The following is a 12,142-nucleotide window of genomic DNA, read 5'->3' as shown; positions in this document are numbered from 1 at the left end:
GCGGTATGCGCAATCTACCGTCCGGAGGCGGCGATTACCCTGCCCGGATGGACGGCCTGCGTTTCGCCTTCGGCACCCTCACGGTGTTCCCCGCCCGCATCACCCGCTGGGACCGGGACGCGGCGCGCGCCGGCATGCTCTGCGCCCCCGTGGCCGGGCTGACCGTCGGGCTCTCCGCCGCCGCGCTCGGCGGCGCGTTCCTGCTGCTCGGTTCGGGCCCGCTGCTCGCGGCCGTCGCCGCCACCGCCGTCCCCGCCGTGCTCACCCGGGGCCTCCACCTCGACGGCCTCGCCGACACGGCCGACGGCCTCGGCAGCGCCAAGCCGGCCGAGGACGCGCTGCGCATCATGAAGCAGTCGGACATCGGACCGTTCGGCGTCATCGCCCTCGTCCTCGTCCTGCTCGCGCAGGTCGCCGCGCTCCACCGGCTGTACGAGCAGAGCTGGACGCACGGCACCGTCGCCGTCGCGCTCGCCGCCACCGTCGCCCGCCTCGCCCTCACCCACGCCTCCCGCCACGGCGTCCCCGCCGCCCGCCCCGAGGGCCTCGGCGCGATCGTCGCCGAGACCGTCCCGGTCCGCTCCGCCACCCTCGCCACCGCCCTCGTCCTCACCTCCTGCGCCGCCGCCGGCCTCCTCTCCTCCCCCTACGACGCCCTCCGCGACGTCCTCGCCGCCGGCGCCGCCCTCTGCGCCGCCGCCCTCCTCCTCCGCCGCTGCGTACGGCGGTTCGGCGGGGTCACGGGCGACGTCTTCGGCGCGGTGGAGGAGACGGCGGCGACGACGGCCCTGGTGGCGCTGACGCTGGGGTGACCGTTCCGTGACCCGGTGGACGGGCAACCATCGGGACGGCCGGCGGGTCACAGGACCATGATCAGAAGCCACGCCCGTACCGCCGCCGTCCTCGCCACGGCGTCCCTGCTCCTGACCGCCTGCGGCGGGGGCGGTGACTCCCCCGACGCCAAGCCCTCGTCCGCCGCGCCCACGGGGCATCCGGTCTTCGACCAGAAGCCGGACCGCCAGCTGTTCCACGCGATGCGCCGGACGCAGAAGGCGGGGAACGCACGCTTCGTCCAGACCCTGTCCTTCGGCTCGAAGGCGAAGGGCGACGCGGTCCGGACGACGACCGGGCGCATGGACTTCACCGGCGGGCGCGGCCAGGCCGACGTGGTCTGGAAGGTGCCCAAGGGGGTGTCCGGGGAAACCCGGGGCGTCCTGCTCGGCCGGACGCCCGGACGGGGGGACGGACCCGCCTCCGTCGGCTATCTGGTCGACGGTCAGCAGATCCACTACCGGGCCGCCTCCTCGGCCTACTGGATCCGCTACGCCTCCGGCGACACCACCCGGTCGAGGACGAGCGACGCCCTCGACCACCTGCGGGGCACCGAGGCGCCCATCGGCGGCACGCTCCTCGAAGGGGTGGGCGGAGCGGAGGCGACCGCGCAGAGCCCCGCGGCCGAAGGCCGTACGTACCGGGCGACCATGCCCTTCAGCGTGCTGCGGGCCGTGTTCCCCTCCGACCTGGGCGACGAGCTGACCGTCGACGAGTCCACGGGCCACGCGCAGCCGGGGGTGCCGCTGACGGTCACCGTGGACAAGGAGGGCCGGATCACCCGCGCCACGGCCGATCTCTCCACGCTCCTCCGGAAGGACGGCGCCTTCGCCGGGTTCACGACCCTGACCTCGGACCTCACCCTCACCGGGTACGGCACCTCGGCACCGGCCATGACCCCGTCCGGGACCGTCCGTACGGCGGCCGGGAACGTCCTGGCCATGTGGGACGTGAAGGACGGCGGCTGCGTCGACTTCGACTCCGGTCAGCGCCTCGCGCACATGGTCGTGACCGTGGACTGCTCCGGTCCGTACGACGCCCGCGTCTTCACCCGGATCCCCCTGCGCGAGGGCACTTCGCCGGAGGACACCCAGGAGCGCTCCGACACCGCCTGCGCCTTCGCCCACGACGTGCGGAGGCCCGTGTGGCTGCCGAAGGCGACCGACATCTGGGCCTGGTGGACCCCCGCGCCCAAGGGGCACCCCGGGAAGGACGGGGTGACCTGCTACGTGACCACGAAGCGCGGCGACTCCTAGCAGGGCTTGCGCCACACCCCGAGGTCGTACTTCTTGAGCATGGAGCTGAGGCCCAGCGCGCGGGCCTGGGGGCAGAACTCGTCGGTGTCCAACTCGTATTCGACGTGGAAGACGGCTTTGCCGGCGGTGACGAACGGGGTGAGGCGGCCGCATTCGTCGTATTCGGCGCACTGCTCGTTGACGGCGAAGTCGAAGTCGGGCAGGAGCTGGGGGATCTGGTCGAGGTCGTTCTTGAGGCCGACGGCGAGCCCGCGGTCGTGGGCGAGGCGGGCGATGAGGCGGTTGTAGCGGAGTTGGTCGGCGGCGGTGAGGGGGAAGCCGGTGGGATTGCGGTAGCCGTCCATGTTGTCGGGTTCGACGGCGTCGAAGCCCTTGTCCCGGCACATGTCGAGGCGCTTCGCCATGAGGGGTCCGAGGACGTCGGTGCGGCGGATGTCGAGCCAGCGCTCGCCGTCCCAGCCGTTGCCCTTGCCGAGCAGGGCGGCGGGGAACTTCGCCGCGTCGGGGCGGAAGTCCTCCCAGGCGCCGGTGGAGAGGTAGCAGATGACCTTCCGGCCGCGCGCCCGCAGGTCCGCGACGGTGGACGCGGAGTGGTCGAAGCCGTCGATGTCGTACACGGGTACGTCGACCGCCGGGTCGAGGCGGCCGCTGAGCTGCCACTGCCAGGCGAGGCCGGGCTTCGGCCGCCAGCGCCCGCCGTCCGTCGGCTTCGGGTCGGGCTCGGGCCCGGGGCTCGCCGTACAGGCCGTGGCGAGCAGCAGGAGGCCGGCGAGCAGGGGGATCGCGCGTCTCATCGGGCGGGCTCCAGGAGGTGCGGAAGGGTGCCCCACGGGTGGGCGCCGGTGCCGGGCACGGCGCAGTGCACCGGGGTGGCCGGGCGGACGCCGGGCGGGGCCGCGTAGACGAGGTGGCAGTAGTGCGGGGCGACCGGGAGGTCGAGCGCGCGGTACGTGTCCCAGGGACCCTCGAAGGTGACGAGGAGGTCGGCCTGGGCCTCGTATCCGGCGTCCGGGTGGGCGCCGTGGTTGAAGACGAGGGTGGCGGCCCCGGCGGCCCGCGCCGCGACCGCGATCCTGCGGTAGTGGACGAGCGCGCCGGGCGCGGTCGCGACCTGGTCGAGGAAGGCCCCGTCGGCGCCGTACCAGTCGCGGTGGCGGAGCAGGTCGGTGACGACCTCGCCGTGCGGGCGACGGCCGTAGGCGGTGTCCGCGTAGCCGAGGACCCGTACGCCGGCCGCCCGCAGGCGCCCGGCCGCGTCGGCGAACGCCGGGTCGCGCGCCTCGCCCGCGCCGTTCGCCGGGTTCAGGACGACGCCGTAGAGGAAGGGCGCCGCGTCGACGAGTGCCGTCCAGGCCTCGGGGCGCTCGGCCGGGTGCTCGTAGTACGGCACCAGGAGGGAAGGGGTCGTCACGGTCCGGGCCCCCTAGACGCGGTGGACGGTCGGTCGTACCAGCAGAACACAGCTCAGGACGGCCAGCAGCGCCGCCGCTCCCCCGGCCGCCAGCGGGCCCGCCGCCGGCACCGCGGTCTGGGCCGCCGCCGCGAGCAGGCAGACGCCGGCCGCGCTGAGGACCGCGCCGAAGGCCTGGAGCAGCAGGCCCAGCCAGAGCACGGTGCCGATCAGGAGCAGGGTGGCGATCCGCGGCGGCGTCGGCCACGACGCGTCCGGCCACACCAGGGTGGCGGCGAGCGTGAGGGCGAGCAGGACGGTGAGGTAGCCGCCGAGGCAGAGGACGAGGGTGCCGGTGACCGCCCGGCGGAACTCCCGCGCGGTGGTGAGCGTCCTCAGCCGGGTCAGGCTCTCGCCCCGGAAGCGGTACAGCAGCCACTCGGCGGGCCCCATCGAAAGGGTCAGCGCGATGACCGCCCCCGCCCCGCTCACCAGCGTGTCGCCCACGCCGGCGTGGAGGACCAGCAGGCCGCTCCCCAGGCCGAACAGGCCGTACGGGAGGGACGCGGCGGGCGCCGGCCCGCCGCGGCCCCTGGCGCCGCGCCGCGCGCCCGGCCTCACCACGAACGCGGCGCAGGCGACGGCCGCGGCCAGCGAGGCCAGGAGCAGCCCGGCGCGCAGCGCGTCGGGCAGGTCCCAGCGGAACGCGGGGAACGCACCGGCCAGCGGTGAGAGGGCGCGGAGCAGGGCCCGTTCGCGGCCCATCACCAGGAGGACGGTCGCGGCGGCGAGGTACAGCGACTGCCCCGCGGCGAACACGGCGGCCGGGGTCTCGCCGGGCGCCGCGACCGCGAGGGCGACGGCCGTCCCGGCGAGCGCTCCCGCCGGTGCGCCGACGAGCAGCGCGCGGGCGGCGGCGGCCCGCTCCCCGAGGCCCAGCCAGGTGTACGCGCGGTGCGACAGCGCCTGGTTCCACACCCATCCGGTGACGGCCCCGGCGAGGAGCGGGATCGTTCCGCCGGGCAGTCCGGCGCGGCCGCCCCCACCGGCCAGGAGCGGCGCGGCCAGGACGTACGCCAGTCCCGGCAGCGCGAAGACGAGCCCGCGCAGCAGGCAGCCCGCCAGTTCCGAGTGCCACGGCCCGTCCCGGAGCGCCGTCGGCTCCGGGTGGCGCCGCTCCACGCGCGCGTAGAGGTCCTCGGCGAGCGCGAAGGAGTCGGCCCTGCCGTAGGTGAGCCGGATGTGGTCGTCGGTCATCCCGTCGGACTCGAGGATCGCCGCGATCTCGTCCGGGTGCACCGCGACGGCGACGAACCCGTCGAGCCGTTCGGCGAGTTCGTCCATCGGATCGGCGGCGGGCCGCTCGTCGGCGGGCGGGGGGCCGGGGTCCGCGGACGGGTCGGCGTGGCCTTCCGCCGGCGGGGGTGTGGCCCGTGTCGCCGGGTGCTCCCGGCGGGGGCGGGGGACGGCGGGGAGGGGGGTGGCCGTCGTCGGGGGTTTCAGCCAGAGGGAGCCGCTCATGCCGGGGTGCCTCCGGGGACGAGGGCCGCGGAGGCACGGCGCGGGGCGGGGATGCTGAGGCGGAGGGGGGCGAGGGGCGGGGCGGGGCGCGGAGTGCGGGCGCCGGCCAGTTCGCGGTAGATCTGGCGGAAGCCGTCCACCGAGCGGTTGAGGGTGAACCGGTCGATGACGCGTTGCCGGGCCAGGCGGCCGAGTTCGGCGCGCCGTGCGCCGTCGCGGAGGAGTTCGGTGACGGCGGCGGCCATGACGGCCGGTTCGCGGGGCGGCACGACGATGCCGGTGTCGCCGACGGCCTCCCGTACGCCGCCGACGTCGGTGGAGACGGTGGCGCGGCCGCAGGACATGGCCTCGATGAGGGAGAAGGGGAAGCCCTCGCTGATGGAGGAGAGCATGACGACGCTGCCGGCGGCGTAGGCGGAGGGGACGTCCGAGACGCGGCCCTCGAAGGACACCCCGTCGGTGACGCCCAGTTCGGCGGCGAGCTTCTCCAGCCGGGTCAGGTAGTCCTCGTTGCCGGCGGGGACCGGGCCGAACAACCGGAGCCGGAGTTCGGGCAGTTCGGCGCGGCAGATCGCGTACGCCCGGACGAGGGTCTCCAGGTCCTTGATGGGGTCGACGCGTCCGCACCAGCTGAGGGTGGGGGTCTCGGGTTCGGGTCCGGCCTCGGGGAAGAGGGCGGGGTCGACTCCGTTGTAGACGGTGCGGATGCGCTCGGTGGGGGCGCCGCCGCGTTCCTCCCAGCGCCGGTTGTACTGGTTGCAGGGGGTGATCAGGTCGGCCTTGACGTATCCGAGGGTGTTGAGCTCGCGGTAGAAGCCGAGCATGAGGGCCTTGACGGGCCAGCGTTGCGCTTCGGTGCGGTAGCCGAGGTAGCGCTCGCGGAGGTAGATGCCGTGTTCGGTGAGCAGGAAGGGGACCCCTTCGAAGTGCTGCGCGGCGAGTGCGGGCAGCGTGGCGAGACCGCTGGAGACGGCGTGGGCGACGCTGCCGTCGGCTATCCGGGCGGCGAGCGGCCGCAGGGCGTGTTCCAGCAGGTCGGTGGCGGTGAGCGCGTCGTGGACGGTGGGCCGGGCCGCGAGCGTCGGCAGGTGCGGCATGGTCCAGATCCACATGAGGGAGCGCAGGGCGGGCTCGGAGCGGAGCGCGGTGGTCAGCCGCCCCTGCCGGGCGAGTGCGGCCAGTTCGTACAGGCCGGTGCCGAAGTCCCGGTCCGAGTCGGGGTCGAGGAGGGCGAGCAGGAGCCCCTCGTACGCGTCGAGGAAGCGGCGGCGTTCGCGCCCCCGCAGGGGCCGGCGCGCGCGTACGGGCGCGGCCGGTCCCTGCGGAAGTCCCCAGAGGGGGTACGCGGTGTGCCGGGTGACGTTGGACGGCAGCTCCCAGGTGACGGGTTCGCGGCCGCTGCCGGTGAGGGCGAGGATCTCGAAGTCGACCTCGGGCATGCCGCGGACGAGCTGGTCGCACCAGGTGCTGACGCCGCCGTGGACGTGCGGGTAGGTGCCTTCGGTGAGCATGGTGACGTGGCGGCCACGGCTCGGCATGTACGGTTCCCCCCAGAACGTGCTGGTCAGGCGGTCGGCAGCGTGAGTGTGACGGTGCTCTGGAGCAGTTCGGGCGCGGTCCAGGCGGAGCGTGTTCCGGCGTAGGGCGAGCCGAAGACGGCGCTGCCGAGGAGGAGCCGCTTGCGGGTGCCCTCGGGGGCGGTGACGGGCGCGGTGACGCCGGCGGGTGCCTTGACCGTGACCGTGCCGCCGATGCGGTAGGCGGTGACCTTGCCGGCGGCGAGGGCCTGGTCCCACGCGGTGCGGCGGCTCAGTTCGGTGCCCACGTCCCGCTGCGCCGGGTTCACCAGCGGCGTGTTGGCGGCGAACAGGGCCCGGTAGTCGGCGAGCACCCGGTCGAGGACGGGGTAGAGGAGTCGTTCCTCGGCGAGGTTGGACTGGTGCACGTAGTGCGGGCGGGGGTCGTTGCCCAGGACGTGGGAGAGCGCGGTGCGGGCCTCCTGCGGGACGATCCGGTCGGCGTAGCCGGTGGCGGTGTCGAGCGGGGCGGGCAGGCAGGTGGAGGCCGGGTTGGACTCGCAGATGCCGCTGCCGCCGTCGGCGCGCGAGGTGTAGACCCAGTTGTACTCGTCGGCCATCTCGGCGGCGGTGCCCACGTTGTAGTACACGTTCATGGGGTGGCGGGGCACGGTCTTCGCGGCGCCGACCGCACGCTGCTGCGGTTCGCGGGAGTTGTCGCTCGCGGTCCACTTGACGCCGTTGTCCGCGAGGGCGCCGGCGAGGTTGGGGTTGTCGACGGGCTGCTGGGGCAGGGTCCTCAGGCCGGAGTGCTCGCCGGTGACGAGTTCGCCGCGGTCGACGGAGATCCCCTTGCTCACGGCCCAGTTGTGGTTGTCGCGGATCTGGGCGGAGAGCTCGGAGCGGCTGACCCAGAGGGTGTTCCCGGCGGTGTCCTTCGCGCACTGCCAGGGGACGACGGTGTTGTCCTGGACGCATCCGAGGAAGGGGTGGGTGTAGGTGTGATTGATCCACCGGTACTGGGCGCGGTCGGCGACCAGCCGGTCGGTGAGCGGGTCGGTGCCGCCGTGCTCGGTCTTCCACTGCTCGCCCTGGCCGCCGTTGTAGACCATGTCGAGGGTGAAGCCGGAGGCCTTCTGCCAGGCGGCGGCGTACTGCGCGTCGGCGACGGTCATGCGGATCGGGTTCGCGCCCTCGCCGTCGTCGCCGACGCAGTCGAAGTCGCCGGGGGTGCAGTTGAGCGTGGCGTCCCAGCGGGCGTCGGGGGCGAAGACGTCGTCGACGTGGACGGAGAGGTAGTTGCGGCTCTGGCCGAGGTGGACGCCCTGGGTGAGCCATTCGACGATGCCGCGGGCGAGGGACCGGAACTGTCGCTGGTACTGGTTGTAGGCGAAGGTGACGACGAGTTCGCGGCGGCCGTCGGCGGCGTACTCGCCGACGAGGCTGGCCCGGCCGCCGTCGACGGGGATGTCGACGTAGCTGGTGTAGCCGGCCCGGGGGCGGCCCGCGTAGCCGTAACTCTCGGCGATCGCGGGGTCGTTGTCCTCGAAGGCGAGGGATCCTGCCAGGTAGCGGAAGGGGCCGGCCTTTCCGGCGGCGGTGACACCGGCGGTGGCTCCGTCGAGGACGCCGGAGTAGCCGCCCTGGTCGGTGTAGTCGAGGCCGACGCCGGGGTGCGACCAGGTGTAGGCGTCGACCTGCGGGATGCCGAAGGTCCGCTCGTACGCCTGGAGGGCGGTGTGCTCGGCGGAGTCGGGGCCGAAGGCGCTCTCGTGGGGCAGGACCACGCCCTGGTACTTGGCGCGGGGGCGGCCGTCGACCGTGTCGCTGAGGAAGGCCGCGTCGAGGACCGGCCGGTTCGGGTCGTCGAGGTCGATCCTGCGGTACGGGACGCCGGAGCCCTTCAGCTCGGCGGTGATCGCCTCGACCGCGCTGCCGCCGTCGTCGACGACGAGGACGGTGAGGTCGATGCGGGGCACCGTCGCGGCGACCGCCTGCGCGGACGGCACGACGGTGGCGAGCAGCGCGGCCGCGGCGAGCACCGCGACACGGGCGCCGCGGGGTGTGCCGGTGCGGGCGCGGTGAGCGGTTCTGGGCGCACGGATTCGGCCGGATTCCATCGAGTGTGTCCCCCCTCGCCAGGTCCGCCCGGAGCCGTCGCGGGATCGGGGGGACCTGTGGAGATGATGCAGATGATGCAAAGGCGACGGCGTCGTCCTTGCGTGAATGAGGCGAGTGTGGAGCAGGTCTCCGAGCCGGGAAGGTAAACATGAAAGAGACACCACGGATGAGTGAATCGCAGCCCCCGTGAGCGAACCGGCTGAGCGAGCGTAGGCTCGTTCTCGGCCCTCTTCGGGCCGAAATACGATGAGGCGGGCACGGTCGGCCCATCCCTCGACCAGCACAGAACTCAATGAAAGCGAGATTTCACCACCGTGACTGCTCTCACTCTCAGCACCGCCGGCGCGGCGACGCTGCGCGCCGACGTTGTCGTCGTCGGTGTCGCGAAGTCCGGCAAGACGCTCGTCGTCGCCCCGGGCGCCGAGGCCGTCGACACGGCCTTCGAGGGCCGGCTCGCCGCCGTCCTGGAGACCCTGGGCGCCTCGGGCTCCGAGGGTGAGGCGACCAAGCTGCCCGCCCCCGCCGGCGTGAAGGCCCCGGTCGTCCTGGCCGTCGGCCTGGGCACCGCCCCCGAGGACGGCGAGGCGTACGGCTCCGAGGTCCTGCGGCGTGCCGCCGGCACCGCGACCCGCACGCTGACCGGTGTGAAGAAGGCCGCGTTCGCGCTGCCGATCACCGCTCCCGAGGACGCCGCCGCCATCGGCGAGGGCGCGCTGCTCGGCGCGTACGTCTACACCGCGTTCCAGGACACCACCGACGCGAAGAAGCCGCTGGGCGAGGTCGCCCTGCTCGGCGCCAAGCCCCGCGACAAGGCCTACAAGGCCGCCGCGGAGCGCGCCCTGGCCGTCGCCGAGGAGATGAACCGCGCTCGCGACCTGGTCAACATGCCGCCCAACGAGCTGACCCCGGCCACGTTCGCCGCCGCCACCCAGGTCGCCGGCAAGGAGCACGGCCTCAAGGTCCAGGTCCTCGACGAGAAGGCGCTCGCCAAGGGCGGCTACGGCGGCATCCTGGGCGTCGGCAACGGCTCGGTGAACCCGCCGCGCCTGGTCCGCGTCGCCTACACCCACCCGAAGGCGGAGAAGACCCTCGCCCTGGTCGGCAAGGGCATCACCTACGACTCGGGCGGCATCTCCCTGAAGCCGGCCGGCCACAACGAGACGATGAAGTGCGACATGGCCGGCGCCGCCGCCGTCCTGTCCACCGTCGTCGCCGCGGCCCGCCTCGGCCTCGAGGTCAACGTCACCGGCTGGCTGGCGCTCGCCGAGAACATGCCGTCCGGCTCCGCCACCCGCCCGGGTGACGTGCTGAACATGTACAGCGGCAAGACCGTCGAGGTCCTGAACACCGACGCCGAGGGCCGGCTCGTCCTCGCCGACGCGCTGACCAAGGCGTCCGAGGAGCACCCGGACGCGATCGTCGACGTGGCGACCCTGACCGGCGCGATGGTCCTGGCCCTGGGCGACCGCACCTTCGGCATCATGGCGAACGACGACGACTACCGCACCGCGATCCACGAGATCGCCGAGGAGGTCGGCGAGCAGTCCTGGCCGATGCCGCTCCCGGCGGACCTGCGCAAGACCATGGACTCCCCCAGCGCCGACATGGCCAACATGGGCGTCCGGATGGGCGGCGGCCTGGTCGCCGGCCTCTTCCTGCAGGAGTTCGTGGGCGAGGGCATCCCGTGGGCCCACCTGGACATCGCGGGCCCGGCCTTCCACGAGGGCGCCCCGTACGGCTACACCCCCAAGGGCGGCACCGGCTCCGCGGTCCGCACCCTGGTGAAGCTGGCCGAGCGCACGGCGGCCGGCGAGCTCTGACCGCACCCGTGACAGGGACGGCCCCGGGCTCCGCGCCCGGGGCCGTCACCCTGCCCGGCCGACGGTCCCCCGCGACGGAATCCGTAGGTTCGTACGCCGTGCCGACCCCGCCGTACGGACGATCGGCCGTCTCAGAGCACGGCCCCGCGTCCCGCCACCCGCCAACAAGTGCGAAGATGGGTTCTCGGCAGGACAGGGCCCCCACCACAGGGCCGAAATAAAGCGGCCGAACACCAGCCGCCGCCCGGTCATCGAAGACCGGCGACGAGCGCACATGCATGGAGGACGTGACGTGGCGAACGACGCCAGCACCGTTTTCGACCTAGTGATCCTCGGCGGCGGTAGCGGCGGTTACGCCGCGGCGCTGCGCGGAGCGCAGCTGGGCCTGGACGTCGCACTGATCGAGAAGAACAAGCTCGGCGGCACCTGCCTGCACAACGGCTGCATCCCGACGAAGGCCCTGCTCCACGCCGGCGAGGTCGCCGACCAGGCGCGCGAGGCGGAGCAGTTCGGTGTCAAGGCCTCTTTCGAGGGCATCGACATCAAGGCCGTGCACAAGTACAAGGACGACGTGATCTCGGGCCTGTACAAGGGCCTCCAGGGTCTCGTCGCCTCCCGCAAGGTGACCTACATCGAGGGCACCGGCCACCTGTCCTCCCCGACCTCCGTCGACGTGGACGGCCGTCGCGTCGAGGGTCGTCACGTCCTCCTGGCCACCGGTTCCGTGCCGAAGTCGCTCCCCGGTCTGGAGATCGACGGCAACCGGATCATCTCCTCGGACCACGCGCTGACGCTGGACCGGGTCCCGGAGTCCGCGATCATCCTGGGCGGCGGCGTCATCGGCGTCGAGTTCGCCTCGGCGTGGAAGTCCTTCGGCACCGACGTCACGGTCATCGAGGGCCTGAAGCACCTCGTCCCGGTCGAGGACGAGAACAGCTCGAAGCTTCTTGAGCGCGCGTTCCGCAAGCGTGGCATCAAGTTCAACCTCGGCACCTTCTTCCAGTCCGCCGAGTACACCGACAACGGCGTCAAGGTCACCCTGGCCGACGGCAAGACCTTCGAGGCCGAGGTGCTGCTGGTCGCCATCGGCCGCGGCCCGGTCTCCGCCGGTCTCGGTTACGAGGAGCAGGGCGTCGCGATGGAACGCGGCTACGTCCTGGTCGACGAGTACATGCGCACCAACGTGCCGACGATCTCGGCCGTGGGCGACCTCGTCCCGACGCTCCAGCTCGCGCACGTCGGCTTCGCCGAGGGCATCCTCGTCGCGGAGCGCCTGGCCGGCCTGAAGGCCGTCCCGATCGACTACGACGGCGTGCCCCGGGTGACGTACTGCCACCCCGAGGTCGCCTCCGTCGGCATCACCGAGGCCAAGGCCAAGGAGATCTACGGCGCGGACAAGGTCGTCGCCCTGAAGTACAACCTCGCGGGCAACGGCAAGAGCAAGATCCTCAAGACCGCGGGCGAGATCAAGCTCGTCCAGGTCAAGGACGGTGCCGTGGTCGGCGTCCACATGGTCGGTGACCGCATGGGCGAGCAGGTCGGCGAAGCACAGCTGATCTACAACTGGGAGGCGCTGCCGGCCGAGGTCGCGCAGCTCATCCACGCCCACCCGACCCAGAACGAGGCGCTCGGCGAGGCCCACCTGGCCCTGGCCGGCAAGCCTCTGCACTCCCACGACTGACGCTC

General features: G+C 73.2%; 9 protein-coding genes. 4 read left to right on the top strand and 5 right to left on the bottom strand.

Features of this window, described 5'->3' with window-relative positions:
• The first annotated feature begins 5 nt into the window (after window positions 1-5).
• Window positions 6-812, top strand: coding sequence for an adenosylcobinamide-GDP ribazoletransferase (locus tag OO54_RS33820; protein ID WP_033210152.1), 807 nt, complete (start codon window positions 6-8; stop codon window positions 810-812).
• 57 nt (window positions 813-869) lie between these two features.
• On the top strand, window positions 870-2,087 hold the full coding sequence (locus tag OO54_RS33815) for a hypothetical protein (RefSeq protein ID WP_051787466.1): 1,218 nt from the start codon (window positions 870-872) through the stop codon (window positions 2,085-2,087).
• Here OO54_RS33815 and OO54_RS33810 read toward each other — a convergent pair.
• The 5 genes from OO54_RS33810 to OO54_RS33790 are packed head-to-tail and all read right to left on the bottom strand — an operon-like array spanning window position 2,084 to window position 8,635.
• On the bottom strand, window positions 2,084-2,881 hold the full coding sequence (locus tag OO54_RS33810; RefSeq protein ID WP_033210149.1) for an endo alpha-1,4 polygalactosaminidase: 798 nt from the start codon (window positions 2,879-2,881) through the stop codon (window positions 2,084-2,086). The genes OO54_RS33815 and OO54_RS33810 overlap by 4 nt on opposite strands.
• The gene (locus OO54_RS33805; protein WP_017238879.1) at window positions 2,878-3,498 is read right to left on the bottom strand and encodes a spherulation-specific family 4 protein; all 621 of its coding nucleotides are present in this window, start codon (window positions 3,496-3,498) and stop codon (window positions 2,878-2,880) included. Before OO54_RS33805 ends, OO54_RS33810 begins: the two co-directional genes overlap by 4 nt.
• A gap of 12 nt (window positions 3,499-3,510) precedes the next feature.
• On the bottom strand, window positions 3,511-4,998 hold the full coding sequence (locus OO54_RS33800; RefSeq protein WP_033210146.1) for a hypothetical protein: 1,488 nt from the start codon (window positions 4,996-4,998) through the stop codon (window positions 3,511-3,513).
• Window positions 4,995-6,536, bottom strand: coding sequence for a GT4 family glycosyltransferase PelF (pelF, locus tag OO54_RS33795; RefSeq protein ID WP_033210143.1), 1,542 nt, complete (start codon window positions 6,534-6,536; stop codon window positions 4,995-4,997). The genes OO54_RS33800 and pelF overlap by 4 nt, the downstream gene beginning before the upstream one ends.
• 26 nt (window positions 6,537-6,562) lie before the next feature.
• Window positions 6,563-8,635, bottom strand: a complete 2,073-nt coding sequence (locus tag OO54_RS33790; RefSeq protein ID WP_033210139.1) for a hypothetical protein — start codon at window positions 8,633-8,635, stop codon at window positions 6,563-6,565.
• Between the two features lie 315 nt (window positions 8,636-8,950).
• Here OO54_RS33790 and OO54_RS33785 point away from each other — a divergent pair, with 315 nt between their 5' ends.
• Together OO54_RS33785 and lpdA are read left to right on the top strand one after the other, a co-directional pair.
• Window positions 8,951-10,456 (top strand): leucyl aminopeptidase, encoded by a 1,506-nt coding sequence (locus tag OO54_RS33785; RefSeq protein WP_033210136.1) that lies wholly within the window; start codon window positions 8,951-8,953, stop codon window positions 10,454-10,456.
• Window positions 10,457-10,748: 292 nt separating this feature from the next.
• Window positions 10,749-12,137 carry a dihydrolipoyl dehydrogenase gene (gene lpdA, locus OO54_RS33780; protein ID WP_026058145.1) on the top strand — a complete coding sequence of 463 codons (1,389 nt, stop codon included), beginning with the start codon at window positions 10,749-10,751 and terminating at the stop codon, window positions 12,135-12,137.
• Window positions 12,138-12,142: the final 5 nt, after the last annotated feature.

It is taken from the genome of Streptomyces wedmorensis, assembly GCF_000716445.1.
In the GTDB taxonomy this organism is placed as follows: domain Bacteria; phylum Actinomycetota; class Actinomycetes; order Streptomycetales; family Streptomycetaceae; genus Streptomyces; species Streptomyces wedmorensis.
The sequence above is the reverse complement of the archived record's forward strand: the minus strand, read 5'-3'. Positions and strand labels throughout refer to the sequence as shown.